The organism is Bacillus cereus group sp. BfR-BA-01360 (assembly GCF_022663595.1).
GTDB classification, from domain to species: domain Bacteria; phylum Bacillota; class Bacilli; order Bacillales; family Bacillaceae_G; genus Bacillus_A; species Bacillus_A cytotoxicus.
The window spans coordinates 18,142-34,627 of record NZ_JAKUFV010000005.1 but is presented as its reverse complement, the minus strand read 5'-3'; the positions used below and the strand labels follow the sequence as shown (position 1 = coordinate 34,627).

The following is a 16,486-nucleotide window of genomic DNA, read 5'->3' as shown; positions in this document are numbered from 1 at the left end:
GAACGAAATATTATTCGTATTTATGGAAAAGAAATGTCAGAAGTTGTGAAGCTCTGTACGAACGATTTTTGTAATAATTTCGTAATTGGCCCCACATGTCCATTTTGAATTGCAGTTCCATCAAGATGCGTCATCGGTAAAATTTCTATCGTGGTTCCTGTAAAAAAACATTCATCTGCATGATAGACATCGCGAATACTAAATAGCTCCTCTTGTACAGGAATCTTTAATTTATTTGCTAAAGATAGCGTATATTGGCGTACAATTCCATTTAAGATTAAATGATTCGCGGGGTGTGTATAAAGAGTACCATTTTTTATGAGAAAGAAATTGGAGTGACTTCCTTCTGTAACGATACCGTTTCGAACGAGAAGAGCTTCTTTGCAACCTTTACGTTCTGCTTTTGTATAGGCTAATACGTTCGGTAATAAATTAAGGGATTTAATATCGCAACGTAACCAGCGCACATCTGGTTCTGATATCGCGCGTACTCCATATTCAATCCATAGGGAAGGGCGTTCTTTTTTCGAGATATAAGCATAGATTGTTGGAGGTAAATCAAAGGAAAATGCATGTGTACGTGCTTGAATACCGCGGGAAACTTGTAGATAAATCGTCCCATCTTCGTGAAAGTGATTCTTTTCGATTAATTTGTAAAGTAATACAATGAGCTCCGCTTTCGAAAAGGGGAGTGATAATTCAATTTCTTCCATTGAGCGATAGAGCCTTGTTAAATGCGGCTCCAATAAATGAAAGTTTCCTTTATAGAGCCGAATTACTTCATAGACACCATCGCCAAATTGTAATCCGCGTTCTTCTAAATCTATGTATGGATTTTGTTTGTGTGCATCAATAATTCTCTCGTTCCACAGTATAAATCTTTCATATGCCAAATTACATCCCATCCTTTCCAAATCACATACGTGATGAGTTGTGTTTCTCATCCTGTATAGTAAATGTTATGAAATATATTTGTATGTTGTGATTTAGGAGTGACCAATATTTTATATATAAGCGAGTATTGTTATTGTATTTTGTATATACAAATTCGAAAATGAGAAATAAGAATCCTGCTTTTGAAATAAAAAAAGCAACATTCATACGGAATGTTGCCAAGGAGGGTAGTTATATTTCATAGGGACATTGTCTTATTAAAGGCTCGGTGAGTGACAAAGCACAATGCCTTTTCCAGACAATTAGTGTCACTTCTGTAACACTAGAAAGTTGTGAACAAAATACGAGAGAAGAGAATGGTTTGGAATGTTGTTTACAAATTCAATTATAAAGATGTTTCGTGAATTTAATGTAAATATTTAGTGAAGATTATGTAATTTCAGCATAAAAAAAGAGCTGAGATTACTCAGCACCTTTTTTGTCTTCTTTAATAATTGTTTTTACTTCACCTGTTTTAATTTTGTTGCTTTCTGAGAAGCGAAGTAAGTCTCCTTCGATGAGTTGATCGGACATGCGAAGTTCATTTTGCGCACGATCAATTAACGCTTGAGATTCTTCTTTTGGTAATTGTACAACTTCGCCTGTCATACGGTCGTAGAATGTATTGTTTGCATACATATATTTATCTGTAACGAAACTACCATCGCGGAGAACAACGAATCCTTTATAATCTGGTGAGAATACGTCATGACCAAAGCGTACATCATTACTTGAGTCAACACCAAGTAAATTTAGAATGGTTGGTTTAATGTCAATTTCACCAGTTGGTTTTGAGATTGTTTTACCTTCTTTTTGACCTGGAACGTGAATAAACATTGGTGTCTTTTGTAAGTTCATATGGTCAAATGTTGTAATTTCTTCTTTTCCTAAGAACTGTGCCATAGCACGGTTATGGTTTTCAGAAATACCATAGTGGTCACCGTAGAATACAATAACAGAATTGTCATAAATGCCTTCTGCTTTTAGACGTTCAATAAAATGTTTCATTGCTTCGTCTAAGTAGCGAGCTGTTACCATATAGCGGTCAAATACTCCATCACCAGAGTTGTAAGGTTCAATTAATTTCGTATCTTCATCATATGTGAATGGGTAATGGTTTGTTAATGTTAGGAAGCGAGTATAGAATGGTTGCTTCACTTGCTTTAACATATCAATAGATTGATCAAAGTATTCGATATCCTTTAATCCCCAGTTTAATTTCGTTTCTGGTGTAATCTTATAATCAAGTTCGTTGTAGTAACGATCGTATCCTAATGCTGGATACATTATGTTACGGTTCCAGAATGTTGCATTGTTTGCATGGAATACAGCTGTGTAATATCCTTGCTGACGTAGAATTTCTGGAGTTGCTGTAAATTCATTGTTACCGTGTGTGAAGAATACAGCACCGCGATCAAGTGGATACAATGATGTATCTACTAAAAATTCAGCATCTGATGTTTTTCCTTGCCCAGTTTGATGGAAGAAGTTATCAAAGTAATAACTTTCTTTTATAAATTGGTTTAAAAATGGTGTAACTTCTTGATCGTTTACTTTTGCCCCAATTAAAAACGTTTGTAAGGATTCAAGAGAGACAACGATTACGTTTTTCCCTTTTGCAATCCCAAACATGTTTGGATCCGGTTTGCTTTGTGTTGTTTTCACGTAGTTTTCTGTTTCTTGCAGTTTGCTACCATCAGCGAATGCTTTTTGTGAACTTGATTTTGCTTGTAACCCAAGGTCATACGCTTGGTGAGCATATAAACCTAAGTTTTTAACAAGCATAACGCGGTCAAATGAGCGTGTTAATAACTCTGGACGTTCTGTTTCTGCTAGACCTAAGTTTGCAAAGAAAATGGCAATCGTTGATACAAAATATAAAGAACGCATTGGTCGTGATACACGTTCCGTTTTTGCGAAACCTTGCTTTTTCTTAAGCAGAACGAAGAAAATTACAATGTCAACAAAAGCAACGATGATTTTGTAGTTAAGAAGTTCTTTTACACTGGACCCTAACTGTCCGAAGTTAGACGTTTGTCCAAGAACTGGTAAAGTAACAAAGTCGTTATAAAATCCATAAAACATTACGTTACCAACTAGAATGATTGTTAACACAAAATCAATTCCAAGTGCTATATAGTTGCGTTTCTTTCCCTTTACAAATAATGCAAGACCTACAAGCAGTAATGATGCTGCTAGTGGGCTAATAAACAAGATAAACTCTTGCATGAAAGATTCAAGTTTCAAATCAAAACTTGTACGTGTAATGATGTAAGTTTTTAGCCATACAGCTAAAGCAACAAACAAAGTAAAACGTACATTATGAAATTGTGATTTTAAAGATTCCTTCATCCATTCCACCCTTTCTCTATCAGGCTTGGTCGATTTTGGAGCGAAAAATGCTAAAATAAAAAATACATAGTTTCTTTTGCTATGAGCAGTATTTTCTATTTACTCATATACGACTTTAACTATGCATACCCTTTTTGGTTTCTTTGGTTAAATCATAAGTATAACGTCATTTTTGTATTATACAACAAAATTCAATTCTGAGAAACACTATAACATTTGACATTTTTTTGTATTTTTATTGTGACTGCCAAAAAAACTTTAACATTGGTTTATATGTTCGTCAACTAGAAAATATAACAAAGGTAAAAGGGATGTTAAGAGAAATTTAACATTTTATATTGAGAAATATAAGGGAAGACATACTATGTAATCTAGTAGAAAATGATTATACGAGAACAAGCATATGAAAAGAAATAGAACACTTGTTCTTTTGAGGTTTGTCTGTTAAAATACAATTTGATTGGTAAAATCTATGTATATGCGATAAATGTTTTGCAATGCAAGAAGATTGTTCTTTGGAAGCATAACAAGATATGGAGGCTTTTATATGGAAAGAAAATTTTCAGTGGAAGCATTTTGGAAGAAAATAAAACATGTAGCCAAACAAGCAGGTCAATCTGTCATTTATGCAAGTTTATTGCTGTTTTACGTGTTGCAAAGGCAAGATGTTCCAAAACGAGTGAAGGCTACAATTATTGGAGCGCTTGCTTATTTTATTGCGCCGATTGATGCGATTCCTGATTTCATAGCTGGCATTGGTTATACGGATGATTTAGGTGCATTAACGGCCGCATTATTGCAGGCATCCATGTATGTAGATGAAGATGTAAAGGAAAAAGCAAAAATGAAATTAGCCAATTGGTTTGGTTCAGGCATAGATACATCGTTTATCGATCAACATTTCAATCAATAGGTAAGAATTGTCCTGTACTTAGAGGGCAAACATAAGCGAGGAGTGCATTATGCCATCAGGAAAAACACATACGAAAATCAACTTACTTTCTCTTCCGATTGTTTTGTTTCTGCTTATTTCGTATGGTCTAACAAATTTTGATTTTCTCTTAACGTTTGCCATTGGCTTTTTAGTAGGTACATTTTTTTTAACACCGGATTTAGATATCCATAGTAGTGCTTATAATAAATGGGGATTACTTCGAATTTTTTGGTACCCGTACCAATGTATTATGCCTCATCGTTCTTTTTTGACTCATACAATTATAATTGGTGATCTCATTCGTATATTGTACATGTTACTCGTTTTCTCTCCACTTTTATACATAGTCAATCGAACTGTATTGGATGGAAAATTAGTTGATATGGCGAAAGAACATGAAGTAGGATTGATAACATTTGTACTAGGAGTTATTGCTGCTAGCACATTGCATATTATCGCGGATCAATTCAATACACGACGAAGAAAACTGATGAGAAGAAAAAAGAGAAGACGAAGAAGGTAGAACCTGTGTCACAAGGTCGTAAAAATGACTTTTTGACACAGGTTTTTCTTTTGTGTTAGCAGTATAAAATCACAAGTCTTTTTTAAAAAGGGAGTAAAGCTGAAGAAGAAAGCAGACAAATATCAATTCGTGTGCACAATGAAACATATAATCAAACGTTTGTTTAAAATGAATTCATCGTACTCTCGTTTCAAATAATAAAATTTTCAAAAAGCGTTTTTAAAATAAAAAAGGATGTGGTAAAGTATAGATATAAATGAAAACGTTTTCTTAAGTGTTTTATTTTTATCTTAAAGGTATGATGACCATACAGTATGCTGATAAGGTTATGGATATGTGAAAAAGGGATTATAGAAAGGGAGAGGGACAATGAACACATGGACACAAGTTTATGATCCGTTCGGGAACATTTGGATTTCCGCAGCGGTGGCACTTATTCCAATTATCTTTTTTTTCTTGGCTTTAGCTGTTTTTCGTATGAAGGGGTACGTAGCAGGATTTATTACCGTTGTATTAACAATTTTGGTAGCGCTATTTGTATATAAAATGCCATTTACAATGGCGATGGCGGCAACTGGATATGGTTTTCTATATGGGCTATGGCCAATTGCTTGGATTATTATCATGTCGGTATTTTTGTATAAAATTTCTGTGAAAACAGGACAGTTTGATATTATTCGTGCATCTGTATTATCGATTACAAATGATCATCGTTTACTTGTCATTTTAATTGGTTTTTCATTTGGAGCATTTTTGGAAGGAGCAGCAGGATTTGGAGCACCAGTAGCCATCACAGCAGCGCTTCTAGCAGGACTTGGCTTAAATCCTTTATATGCAGCAGGTCTTTGCTTAATTGCAAATACAGCGCCAGTAGCATTTGGAGCAATGGGAATACCGATTACAGTTGCAGGGCAAGTAACAGGTATTGATCCTCATAAAATTGGACAAATGGCTGGGCACCAATTGCCATTCTTATCGCTATTTGTTCCGTTCTTTATTGTATTTTTAATGGATGGTTTCAAGGGAATAAAGCAAACATGGCCGGCGTTATTTGTAGCGGGGGGGTCTTTTGCAATTACACAATTTATTACAGCGACATTTTTAGGACCAGAACTTCCAGATATTACATCAGCGCTTGTCAGCTTAGTATCTTTATCGCTATTTTTAAAAGTATGGCAGCCAAAAGAAGTGTATCAATCGAATCAAGCAAATGTGGAAGCTGCAGCAACAGCGGAAGCTTCATCGATGCCAAATTTAACAGGTAAAAAAGTTGTGAAAGCTTGGTCGCCATTTATTATTTTGACTGCTATGGTAGTGATTTGGAGTCAAGATTTCTTTAAAGCATTATTTGCTCCAGGCGGGGCGTTAGAAAGTTTTGTCATGAAGTTTGAAATTCCGGGTCTGCACAATTTAGTCATGAAGGCAGAACCAATTGTAAATAAACCAACGCCTTATGAGGCTGTATTAAAATTTGATATTGTATCGGCAACCGGAACAGCCATTTTAATCGCATGTATCATTTCCATTTTTGTATTAAAAATGAGTGCAAAACAAGCGGTTGAAACATTGAAAGAAACATTACAAGAATTAAAAATGCCAATTTTATCTATTGGGTTTGTATTAGGCTTTGCATTTATTGCGAATTATTCTGGTCTATCATCTACACTTGCACTAGCGTTAGCTGGAACAGGAGGATTATTCCCGTTCTTCTCGCCATTTCTTGGCTGGATCGGCGTATTCTTAACAGGATCAGATACATCGGCAAATGCGCTATTCTCGAACTTACAATCGATTACAGCACAGCAAGTAGGTGTAAAAGAAGTATTACTTGTTGCGGCAAATACGACAGGTGGTGTAACGGGGAAAATGATTTCTCCGCAATCGATTGCAATCGCGTGCGCAGCAGTAGGACTTGCAGGAAAAGAATCCGATTTATTCCGCTTTACAGTAAAACATAGTTTGTTCTTTGTCATTATCGTTGGAATTATGACGTATGTACAAGCTTATTATTTAACGTGGATGATACCGTAAAAGTGTAAATTGATTTGCATTTTTCAGATTATAGTGTATGATAGAAAAGTATTGAAAATTAAATCAGTGATAAACTAGGGGTGCCCAATGTATGCGTGGGCTGAGAGAGAAGTACGCAAACTTCTTAACCCTTTGGACCTGATCTGGCTCGTACCAGCGTAGGGAAGTTAATGGCTTTACATAATGATGACTTTTATGAGCCAGGTCCTTATTTTCTTATGGACCTGGCTCTTTTTCATTTTGCATGCGCTGGTTACAAGTTGAATCTCGTCCTTGTCACATGTAAAGCGGAGCCGACTGTTTCGTCTTAGTGTATAAAGTTCTTCCGCATAGAAAGTGTTTTTTTACTTTCTTGTGCGGAAGATTTTTAGACGTGAGGGGCTAGAAGGTGAAGCTGGATTCAAGAAATGCGGAGCTGACTGTTTAGCAGCTGAAGGGAGAATCGAATTTTTCTAGGTAAAGTAGATTTCTTGAAATGATAAAGGGGAGGAAACAAAAATCATGGAACAATCTGTTTCAGCTGAGCAAATTGAATTAAAGTCGAGTTTACCAGGGAGTAAGAAAGTGTATGTGGAGGGGTCACGTGAAGGTATGAAAGTGCCGATGCGTGAGATTGAATTAAGTGACACAAACGGAGTGCCAAATTCCCCGATTCGTGTATATGATACGAGCGGTCCCTATACGGATCCAGAATATAAAGTGGAACTCGAAAAAGGGATTCCAACTCCTCGTCGCAATTGGATTATAGAACGCGGAGATGTAGAGGAGTATGAGGGACGCGAAATCAAGCCGGAAGATGATGGTGTAAAAGCTGCTTCGAACCATACACCTGTGTTCCCGCAAATGGATCGTAAACCTCTTAGAGCAAAGAAAGGTGCGAATGTCACGCAGATGCATTATGCTCGTAAAGGGATTATTACATCTGAGATGGAATATGTTGCAATTCGTGAAGGGGTAGAACCGGAGTTTGTTCGAAAAGAGATTGCCGAAGGACGGGCCATTTTACCAGCGAATATTAACCATCCAGAAGCAGAACCAATGATTATCGGCCGTAATTTCCATGTGAAAGTAAATGCGAATATCGGAAATTCTGCTGTTTCGTCTTCGATTGCCGAAGAAGTAGAAAAGATGACATGGGCAACGCGCTGGGGTGCGGATACAATTATGGATTTATCAACGGGGAAAAATATTCATACAACGCGCGAATGGATTATTCGTAATGCCCCTGTACCAGTTGGGACAGTGCCGATTTACCAAGCGTTAGAAAAGGTACAGGGGATTGCTGAAAACTTAACTTGGGAAGTATACCGCGATACATTAATTGAACAAGCGGAACAAGGTGTGGATTATTTTACAATTCACGCGGGCGTATTATTGCGCTACATCCCGCTCACAGCAAAACGCATGACGGGAATTGTTTCGCGCGGCGGATCAATTATGGCGCAGTGGTGTCTATACCATCATAAAGAAAACTTCTTGTATACTCATTTTGAAGAAATTTGTGAGATTATGAAACAGTATGATGTTTCCTTCTCTTTAGGAGATGGGTTACGCCCAGGATCTATTGCAGATGCAAATGATGAAGCTCAGTTTGCAGAGCTTGAAACGTTAGGGGAATTAACGAAAATTGCTTGGAAGCATGATGTGCAAGTCATGATTGAGGGGCCAGGGCACGTACCGATGCATTTAATTAAAGAAAATATGGAGAAAGAAATAGATATTTGTCAAGGTGCGCCTTTCTATACGCTGGGGCCTTTAACAACAGATATCGCACCAGGTTATGATCATATTACTTCTGCAATTGGTGCAGCGATGATTGGATGGTTTGGGACTGCGATGCTTTGTTATGTAACACCGAAAGAGCATTTAGGATTGCCAAATAAAGATGATGTTCGAGAAGGTGTGATTACTTACAAAATTGCAGCGCATGCAGCTGACCTTGCAAAAGGACATAAAACAGCGCAACAAAGAGATGATGCGTTATCAAAAGCGCGCTTTGAATTCCGTTGGCGCGATCAATTCAATCTATCGTTAGATCCTGAAAGAGCAATGGAATTTCATGATGAAACATTGCCAGCAGAAGGAGCGAAAACAGCTCATTTCTGTTCGATGTGTGGCCCGAAATTTTGTAGTATGAAAATTTCACATGATATTCGGGAGTATGCAAAAGAAAATAATTTAGAAACGACAGAAGCAATTGAAAAAGGAATGAAAGAAAAAGCAAAAGAATTTAAAGAGGCTGGTAGTCACTTATATCAATAATGACGTTCGATGTTTTTGAGAGTTGTTTATAGCAACCTTCTCATGTATGCAAGATAGGGTATGAATGTTCTAAAAATAGAAATATGTACGATTTTGAACACCTTTTCCTTCATTGATTACATGTACCTAACTTTATAATAGAGAAGCCCCCTTTGCTAAGACGGTAGCAAAGGGGGCTATTGTGTTTTACAGATGAAAGAAAGAGAATAATAAGCTGAGAGTTACTTTGAAACGGTCTTTTTGCATGTCTTACTTCTCCTTTAAAAATGTTCGATCCTTTAGGAAGAGGTTCCAGAAGAAGATAAAGCCTGGAAGTAAGATTGCGATACCGATTGCATAAAGGATAAGTAAAGCATAGAATGTTTCTTTCGTTGTAAAGCTTGTGAACACGGTGATATCTGGATAAATAATATATGGTAAATGGGCTACGCCATAGGCATAACTTGCGAAAGCATATTGAGCAACGACTGCTAAAACAGCAATGCGAGGCCAACCGAGAGAATCGTGCTTTTTATTTGACCACCATAGAGAGGAATAACCGATAACAAATAAAATAATAGATATCGTGAACCATGGGAATTGTTTCATTAATCCTTGCATAAGCCAATGTGTTTCTGGATCCATGACCACAAGGGCAATGATAGCCGTAACAAGAGTAGCTGGTCCGAGTATAATGGCATTCCGTCTATAAAGACGGTATGTATCTTCTGAGCGGCGTTCTCTAGCAAAATCAGCTAGGAAAAGTGAAGATAAAAATAGCTCAGAAGTTAATCCAAATAGCATATAACAATAAATAACAGGACTGGATAAAAGTTTACTATATAAGAGAACTTCTTTGCCTCCGCTCGTTGAAATATAGGCACCTTCTGTTACTGGTAAAACAGTAATCAGTAAGGCTGGAATAAGCAATCCTGTAATACCGGAAATAAAGCGTAAAGTATGTTCATATTTCGGGACAGAATAGGCAAATACCATAAATGTACTACGAATAGAAATGAGAACTAAAATGAGTGTAACAGGTACAAACATGACGGTAGCGAGTGTAAAAGCTGCTTTAGGAAAAAAACCAAGAAAAGCAACGACAACAAATACGAGAAACGTATTCGTCACTTCCCAAGTTGGTGATAAATAACGGTTAGCAAGTTTAGCAGCAAGCGTTGGATGTTTTGCATACACCATGCCCCAAAAACCCGCTCCAAAATCAATGGAACCTAAAATACTGTATACGAAAATAAGAGCCCATAAGATGATGATGGCAATACTAGCTTCATGCATGCGAGTCTCCTCCTTGCGGGTGTAAATCATTTTTTAATGGATGTCTTTTAAAGAATGTTCGAAGTACAACAATAGTTAAAAGACCGAGTCCAATGTATAAAATAATAAATAAGATGAATAATGGTCCAACGAAATCGGCACGTGTGGCCGCGTCAACGGTCCGCTGCATGCCGTAAATAGTCCAAGGTTGTCGGCCGCTACAGCTAAAGATCCACCCAAATTCAATGCCAAGCATCATAATCGGTCCGCATGCAACAGTAGCCCATAGTAACCATTTTGGTAATTGTGCGCCTTTCTTTCGATAAATAAAGTACCAGTAAAGAAGTGCGATTACTGCAACTGCAAAAGTAAATACAGCTGAACCTACCATTAAGTTGAAAAAGGTGTGTGTATAAAATGGGGGCCATGTTTCCTGTGGGAATTCATTTAACCCTTTTACAATCGTGTTAGGATCGAGGCCAACTAATAAGCTCAGCATATTTGGAATTTCTAACGCATATCGCAGCTTATTGGTTGCGGAATCTACAAATCCACCAATCGCAAGGGGCGCATGTGATGTCGTTTCAAATAAAGCTTCTGCCGCTGCTAATTTTTCTGGTGAATGGTTATGTAAGGCAATCGCAGATTCGTGCCCAGAAATCCACATAATTGCTCCTGTTATACACGTGACGACAAGTCCTAAAAATAACCCTTTCTTATGATAGACAATTTCTCGCTTGCTCGTATTTCTTTTTAATAATTTAAAAGCCCCAATCGCCGCAATAACAGCTGCACCTGTTGCATAAGCTGTAATTACGACATGAAAGGAACTTGTGAAAAAGCTTGGGTTAAAGAAAGCTTTCCAAGGGTTTACATTGTAGACAGAACCATCTGGATTCATAGAAAATCCCGCTGGTGTATTCATCCATGTATTTGCTGATGTAATTAATACAGCGGAAGCAGTCGCACCAAGCATGACAAGAAAGAGCGAAACAAGTCTCATCATTGGAGGTAATTTATCCGCTGCGTATACGTAAATAGACATAAATAAAGCTTCTAAAAAGAAGGCGAAAATTTCAATCTGAAAGGGAACGGAAATAACTTGGCCGACAATTTTCGCGAATCCAGGCCAAAGAAGTGAAATTTGTACACCTACAATTGTTCCAGTCGGAATCGCCACGCCAAGAAGAATAGCGAAAGCTTTTGTCCAACGCTTTGCCATGATGGCATAATCGGAATCTTTTTTTAAGTGGTATAATACTTCACTGATGAAAATCATTAAAGAAAGCCCGATTCCAAGCGTTGCAAAAATGATATGGAATGCTAATGATGATCCAAAGAAAGCCCGTGATAATGTAACAGTATCCATAATTCTACTCCTCTACATTTTTGCCATTATTTTCTGATTGGATTGGTAAATTTATTCAAAAAATCTTAGAATATATCTGTATTTTAAAAAATGAATATGATAGTATTATGTTGAAAAATTCAGAAAAAAGAAAAGGAACATTTCGTTTGTGTTTTAGAACAAAATCTTTTATAATTCTTTTTGCGAACATAGGTTCTGTTTTAGGAGTCAGCTGAAGCAAATAGAGTAAAGAAGTTCATATGAAACGGAGGAGATGTTTTATGTATCCTGAGGTCATTAATAAAATGGCGTTTTCAAAAAAACATAAAGACTTGTTACTAAAATTATATAATAAAGAGATTACACGGAAAGAATATGACCATCTTGTACAATCATTATATAGACCTACAAAAAAAGCGTAAGGAAGAGCCTGTCTAAAAGTATAACTTTTGGACAGGCTTTTTTTAATAAGTATTTAGTCGGTTCACGAATATTTATCTTAATTGAAAAAATATAGTATAAAGATTTTTCGTTCATGTATGTTCCTATACAATTACGGTTAATCTGATTGAGGAGGTGAGAGAATTTGAACAAACGCCTGTACATTTGGACTGGAATAATTGTGTTATTGTTGTTGGGGGGATTAGTTTTTTTGACTGCATTCCAAGGGAACCGGACTGAGCACTTTATTTTGAGGCATATGTTTAACGAAAATGGTTCAATTGCGACATATCGGATATCTGATCCAAAAGAGGGGAAGAATGAGGCCACTGGCCGCGAAGCATTGTCAGAATCAGCGGGGCTTTGGCTACAATATGCTCTTGATCAAGATGATCAATCGTTGTTTGACGAGCAATTAAAGGTGCTTCAAAATTATTTCATACAGAAAGACTATATTGTTTTATGGAAAATTTCTGAAATGGGGAAAAAGCAATCCGCAACAAATGCACTTATTGATGATTTACGCATTATCGAGCAGTTATATCGTGCATATGATATGTATAAAGAAAAACGCTATAAGCGTCTTGCTGATCAATTGAGTGATGCTGTACTTCGTTTCAATAAAAGAGGAAAGCAGTATGTTGATTATTATGATGCGGACAATCGCATACAAAATAACTTTTTAACGACATCTTATATAAATCCACATGCTTTTTATTATATGAAGAAATATGGAAAAATTTCAGCGACGCATTATGAAGAAATCGTTCAATTTTTAGCAGATTACCCGCGACAGAATTGGGCATTTCCAAAAGAATATAAAGAAGATGGTACATTTCGATATGACAAGATTGTAAACTTAATTGATCAATCCTATGCAGCATATCACCGTAGTTTGGGAGGAATTACATCAGAGGCTTATTTTGCATTTATTAAGAAGAAATTCCAGCAAGATGGAAAGTTATACGGTCGTTATCATTTAGAAACAGGAGAGCCAGCAGTTGACTATGAATCACCAGCTGTATATGGATTAACAATTTTATATGTATTGAAAACAGGGGACATAGAGTTTGCGAAAACATTGTATGCGCGGATGAATGAATTTCGAAATGATAGTGTATTCAGCAGATTTTACGGTGGCTATGTAACCGGAAAAGATAACAATACTCATATTTTTGATAATATATTACCGCTCTTGGCTGAGACGGAATTGAATAAGAAGAAGTAAAAAACAATGCCATCTTCATCTGAAAAGATGGTATTGTTTTTCTTTTTATTACCTTGATTTATTGTATATAATAAGGAGCTTTGCAGTACTTTAAACGCGGGAAGCATTTTATATGATGACGTTCATCTTCTTTTCAATAGATGAGATGATGTGAAGGGCAAACAACAGAAAAGCAGAGGCCTGCTGCCTCTGCTTTTTTGTGAAATATTATGCGAATTTATTTTTTATCCAATTCTTTCCTTCAACAAGACGAGCTGTCATTACGGCACAAGCGTTATCTGCTGTTACGTTTAACATTGTTGCTGGTGGATCGATGATTGTACTAATTGCCGCAATAATTGGAAGAGCTTCTGGTGGAAAGCCGTATAGAGAAACAATTAACATTTCACCAATCATACCGCCACCAGGAATTGCGCCCATTACGGTTCCTACTAATAGGGAAACAACAAGTGCAATCGCTAATGTCTTTGGACTTGAGAAGTCCATATTGAAAATCCCAAATAAGAACGAGATTTTTAACACACCACCTAAAACAGAGCCATCTTTATGAAGTGTAGAGCCAAGAAGGACAACTGTTTCACGAACATCAGAAGAAATTCCCATTTTTTTCGTAGCTTCTAGGTTTGCTGGAATACTTGCGGCACTACTACAAGTTGCAAGTGATGTCACTGTAGGAGAGACCATGTTCTTCCAAAAGATTTGTACGCCTTGTTTGCGGCCTGCAAGGTAGGCATAAAATGTAAATGCAATAAAGAAATACACGAAAGATGATGGATAATATACCATCGCAGCGCGGAAATATGTTCCGAGAAGCTGCGGTCCAAATTCACCAACTAATGCGGCAAAGTAAGCTCCAAGTCCAATTGGAGCGTAATACATAATGAAAGATACGACTTTCATTGAGATTTCAGCACCAGCTTGTAAGAATGTTGCAAATGGTTTTCCTTTTTCACCAACCGCTGAAGTTGCAATCCCCATTAAAATAGAGAAGAAAATAAGAGCTAACATATTTTCGCGAGATAGCAACTTAGAAAAGTCTGATACTGTAAGAATACCAACGATTTGCTCAGCAACACTAGCCCCTTTTTCAACTTTATCAGGCTGCGTTAGTTCTAATACAACACCTTGTGCAGGTGGGAAGATTTTCACAACAATAATCATAAAAATTGCAGCGATAATACTTGTAAATAAGAAAGTCCCAGCCATGCTAGATATAATTTTTCCAAAGCGTTTTAAACCATCCATATTGGCAATCGATGATGCGATACTAAAGAACACAAGAGGTACCACAATCGTAAACATTAAGTTTAAGAAAATGTCACCAAGCGGCTTTAAAGCAACCGCATCAGTGCCCATGAAATACCCAATGAAGCCACCAATTAGGATGGAAGATAATAAAATAATGGGAAAGCGATAAGCTTTCATATTTATACCCTCCTATCAAATAAAAAATCATACTGAACTATTATAGCGAGTTGCAGCTCTCTTTACTAGGAAAATACAGATAGATAGAATAGCGTGAAAACAGGGAAATTTTTGTTTTTATGCTTGGTATAACGTATGAACTCTTGACAGATATCTTGGTAAGCTAGTAGCTACTTAGATTTATCATAAGAAAGAAGCACTTCCAAGATACAATGAGTTTATAGTAAATTGATTCGGAGAAAATTGGCAAAAAGCATTAGGGTATCCAGTTGGAGTAACATTTAATATAATGTCTTTAATAGAAAGTGTTGGAATCGCTTACATTCCAAGCGAGTAGTATAAAGTAGATGCGCTGGCGGCAGGGGCATGATCACTTACTTTTTTTACTCGCAACGCCGCATTAGGTGACACATATTATATCTTATGCGCAAGAGAGCATAATTCCTACGGCGTTAATGGGGAGCCAAAGGTTACTTTAAAATGCCAGAAACAGTTCCGTCAGTTGTTATATGATCATTTGCAGCGCTTGCTTCAGATTTTGGTTTAGAACAAACAAGTTTCTGAAGCCTTCATAATATAGTAGGAGAGGCTTTGCAATAGAGTAGGGAAATTGTGGCGAGACCGAGCGGTGCAGTTGTACCGTGGACGACACTGATTCTTTTTAGCGGTTGTCTTACGAATTGTGAACTTTGTACTCGCGTTTTTCATTGATTTGTCGTTCTTGAACATGTGAGACAAACAAAAAATAGCTGAAGAAAAGGGGAGTAGGGAATTCAAATGGATACGTTAGAAACGCAAGCTTTTCATTTAATTTTACACGGAGGAAATGCAAGAAGTTATGCGATGGAAGCAATCAGTCATGCTAAGCATGGAGAATTTGAGGAGGCAGAAGCTAACATACAAAAGGCGCTTCAAGAGTTACAGAAAGCTCATAGCTTACAGACAGATTTAATTCAAAGAGAAGCTGGCGGAGATCAAACAAAGGTTACATTGCTTATGGTTCATGCACAAGATCATTTAATGAATGCGATTACAGTGAAAGAATTAGCTAGTGAGTTTATTGCATTATATAAGAAAATAGCGGAAGAATAGAAAAAACCTGTGCTTTTGGCACAGGTTTTTCTGTTTCCTCTTCGCAATATCAAATATATCGGCGATTCTCCCCCATTTATCGGCGCAAGTTAAAATATATCGGCGGTTCGACACGAGATATCGACCAGTCGACAAATTTCATATCATACCGTTATGTGTTAAAAGTGTGTTATCTCACAACACACTATCCATATTTTGGCGACACACTAATTGAAAGCGGTAACACACAATGGAAATACATATAAAAAGTGTTGATTTTTATATGTTTATAAAAGTTGGCACGAGAATTGCATAAATAAAAGACGTAAAGAAAAATAAAAAATAATTTACAACTATAGGAGGACTTATTTATGAATATTTTACTTTGCTGTTCAGCAGGAATGTCTACAAGTTTACTAGTTACAAAAATGGAAGCCGCTGCAAAAGCTCGTGGTCTAGAAGGAAAAATTTGGGCTGTATCCGGTGATGCAGTAAAAAACAACATTGATGAAGCAGATGTATTATTACTGGGACCGCAAGTTCGATACATGCTATCTTCTTTGAAATCGCTTGCAGATGAAAAGAATGTTGGAATCGATGTAATTAATCCAATGCACTACGGCATGATGAATGGAGAAGCAGTATTAGATCAAGCGTTAACACTTAAAAAATAATTAGGGAGGG

The 16,486-nt window shown here is 36.8% G+C and carries 13 protein-coding genes, 1 pseudogene and 1 riboswitch; of the genes and pseudogenes, 9 read left to right on the top strand and 5 right to left on the bottom strand.

Annotated elements, in window-relative coordinates; genetic code table 11:
- Positions 1 to 20 precede the first annotated feature (20 nt).
- Positions 21 to 905: a D-amino-acid transaminase gene (locus MR056_RS06600; RefSeq protein ID WP_048723506.1), complete on the bottom strand. Its 885-nt coding sequence runs from the start codon at positions 903 to 905 to the stop codon at positions 21 to 23.
- A gap of 451 nt (positions 906 to 1,356) precedes the next feature.
- On the bottom strand, positions 1,357 to 3,285 hold the full coding sequence (locus tag MR056_RS06595; protein WP_242136531.1) for an LTA synthase family protein: 1,929 nt from the start codon (positions 3,283 to 3,285) through the stop codon (positions 1,357 to 1,359).
- 547 nt (positions 3,286 to 3,832) lie between these two features.
- Here MR056_RS06595 and MR056_RS06590 point away from each other — a divergent pair.
- From MR056_RS06590 to thiC, 4 genes are all read left to right on the top strand, one after another.
- On the top strand, positions 3,833 to 4,198 hold the full coding sequence (locus MR056_RS06590) for a YkvA family protein (protein WP_012096212.1): 366 nt from the start codon (positions 3,833 to 3,835) through the stop codon (positions 4,196 to 4,198).
- 49 nt (positions 4,199 to 4,247) lie between these two features.
- On the top strand, positions 4,248 to 4,742 hold the full coding sequence (locus tag MR056_RS06585; RefSeq protein ID WP_048723505.1) for a metal-binding protein: 495 nt from the start codon (positions 4,248 to 4,250) through the stop codon (positions 4,740 to 4,742).
- Between the two features lie 369 nt (positions 4,743 to 5,111).
- The gene (locus MR056_RS06580) at positions 5,112 to 6,773 is read left to right on the top strand and encodes a lactate permease LctP family transporter (RefSeq protein WP_012096210.1); all 1,662 of its coding nucleotides are present in this window, start codon (positions 5,112 to 5,114) and stop codon (positions 6,771 to 6,773) included.
- Positions 6,774 to 6,839: 66 nt separating this feature from the next.
- Positions 6,840 to 6,955, top strand: a riboswitch (TPP riboswitch).
- A 319-nt stretch (positions 6,956 to 7,274) separates the two neighbouring features.
- Entirely contained in the window at positions 7,275 to 9,035 is a 1,761-nt protein-coding gene (gene thiC, locus MR056_RS06575) for a phosphomethylpyrimidine synthase ThiC (protein WP_012096209.1), read from the top strand.
- Between the two features lie 249 nt (positions 9,036 to 9,284).
- Here the strand turns inward: thiC and MR056_RS06570 are convergent, their stop codons facing one another.
- Both MR056_RS06570 and MR056_RS06565 read right to left on the bottom strand, forming a co-directional pair.
- Positions 9,285 to 10,310, bottom strand: a complete 1,026-nt coding sequence (locus MR056_RS06570) for a cytochrome d ubiquinol oxidase subunit II (protein WP_012096208.1) — start codon at positions 10,308 to 10,310, stop codon at positions 9,285 to 9,287.
- Positions 10,303 to 11,658, bottom strand: a complete 1,356-nt coding sequence (locus MR056_RS06565) for a cytochrome ubiquinol oxidase subunit I (RefSeq protein WP_012096207.1) — start codon at positions 11,656 to 11,658, stop codon at positions 10,303 to 10,305. The genes MR056_RS06570 and MR056_RS06565 overlap by 8 nt, the downstream gene beginning before the upstream one ends.
- Positions 11,659 to 11,918: 260 nt before the next feature.
- On the opposite strand from MR056_RS06565, the gene MR056_RS06560 reads away from it, so the two are divergent.
- Positions 11,919 to 12,059, top strand: coding sequence for a hypothetical protein (locus MR056_RS06560; RefSeq protein ID WP_012096206.1), 141 nt, complete (start codon positions 11,919 to 11,921; stop codon positions 12,057 to 12,059).
- Between the two features lie 164 nt (positions 12,060 to 12,223).
- Positions 12,224 to 13,306, top strand: coding sequence for a hypothetical protein (locus tag MR056_RS06555; RefSeq protein WP_012096205.1), 1,083 nt, complete (start codon positions 12,224 to 12,226; stop codon positions 13,304 to 13,306).
- A 207-nt stretch (positions 13,307 to 13,513) separates the two neighbouring features.
- Here the strand turns inward: MR056_RS06555 and MR056_RS06550 are convergent, their stop codons facing one another.
- Positions 13,514 to 14,731, bottom strand: coding sequence for a dicarboxylate/amino acid:cation symporter (locus tag MR056_RS06550; protein WP_048723503.1), 1,218 nt, complete (start codon positions 14,729 to 14,731; stop codon positions 13,514 to 13,516).
- A gap of 199 nt (positions 14,732 to 14,930) precedes the next feature.
- Here MR056_RS06550 and MR056_RS06545 point away from each other — a divergent pair.
- The 3 genes and pseudogenes from MR056_RS06545 to MR056_RS06535 all read left to right on the top strand — a co-directional run.
- Positions 14,931 to 15,292 (top strand): annotated as a pseudogene (locus tag MR056_RS06545) (PTS cellobiose transporter subunit IIC); the annotation flags it as partial.
- A 216-nt stretch (positions 15,293 to 15,508) separates the two neighbouring features.
- Positions 15,509 to 15,823, top strand: a complete 315-nt coding sequence (locus MR056_RS06540) for a PTS lactose/cellobiose transporter subunit IIA (protein ID WP_012096203.1) — start codon at positions 15,509 to 15,511, stop codon at positions 15,821 to 15,823.
- Between the two features lie 350 nt (positions 15,824 to 16,173).
- Complete coding sequence (locus tag MR056_RS06535; protein WP_012096202.1) at positions 16,174 to 16,476, top strand: PTS sugar transporter subunit IIB; 303 nt, start codon at positions 16,174 to 16,176, stop codon at positions 16,474 to 16,476.
- Positions 16,477 to 16,486 lie beyond the last annotated feature (10 nt).